Source organism: Ewingella sp. AOP8-B2-18 (assembly GCF_052376015.1).
Lineage (GTDB): Bacteria > Pseudomonadota > Gammaproteobacteria > Enterobacterales > Enterobacteriaceae > Ewingella > Ewingella allii.
This window is the reverse complement of sequence record NZ_JBQSVB010000057.1, coordinates 1-1,007: the sequence shown is the minus strand read 5'-3', so window position 1 is coordinate 1,007 and position 1,007 is coordinate 1. Positions and strand designations below refer to the sequence as shown.

Sequence of the window (1,007 nt, the reverse complement as noted above, 5' to 3'; positions counted from 1 at the left end):
TTTTTTAGTGGCTAAGGCGGGCCAGCAATTCTACGTTACGCAGGGCGTGGGCTACGTCGGCGGATTGCGTGCGGCGCTGGCCAGTAATGAAAATATCACGGTAGGCGTGAAGCCGGTCAAGGTATGGGTGGACGTGTGCTATCAGGGAACGCTGACCAGCGCTTACCAGGCGGTCATTAAATTTACCCTGACCGACACGCTGCAAAATTACGTCAGCAATGGCATTGCCCACTACGTGTTTGCCCTGGCCAGCATCGACGCCGCAGGCAACATCACAGACCTGCGCCCTAAAGGCTCGTTGAGCGAACAGGCCGGAAACAGCGCGTTTTTGCGTAAAGATAAAAAACTGACGGATATTGCCGATCCGCAGGCTGCTTTAGACACGCTGGGCGGGGTGCCTAAAGTGCGAAAAGTAAACAACAAGGCGTTAAGTGGGGACATTAACCTAACGCCGGGCGACGTAGGGGCGTTACCTTCTGGCGGCACGGCGGTGGCGGCCAGTAAGTTGGCCACGGCGCGCAAAATCGCCGGTGTGAGCTTTGACGGAACGCAGGACATCAGCCTTAAACCGAGTGATGTCGGTGCACTACCGGTTGACGCAACGGCGAAGGCGGCCAGCAAATTAGAGACGGCGCGCAAGATTGCCGGTGTGAATTTTGACGGCACCCAGGACATCAGCATTACCGCTTCAAATGTTGGTGCACTGTCCACCGCAGGCGGCGACGTGGGCTACCTCAACAATGCATCACACTTTGGATCTCGGTCTGGTATGTGGGAAGGGGCCGGTGCGTTTCAAGGTCAATATACAGCCCCCTACGCGCCGTTTGTCACACCGGGATATATTGCCCCTAGAGAAGTGAGTCAGTACCACCCGCTGATAAAGGGCGTGTTACAAACGAAAGATTATGGTTACGCGGCGGCGTTCAGTTTTGGTGCGCTAACTTCGGGTAATGCCACGTTTCCTAGCGCTATCATTACTCTAACCACGGATGGTGGCACCGTGGCGT

General features: G+C 55.8%; 1 pseudogene. It reads left to right on the top strand.

Annotated features, from left to right (window positions below):
- Window positions 1-1,007, top strand: a pseudogene (locus tag ACT3RR_RS23090) (hypothetical protein); the annotation flags it as partial.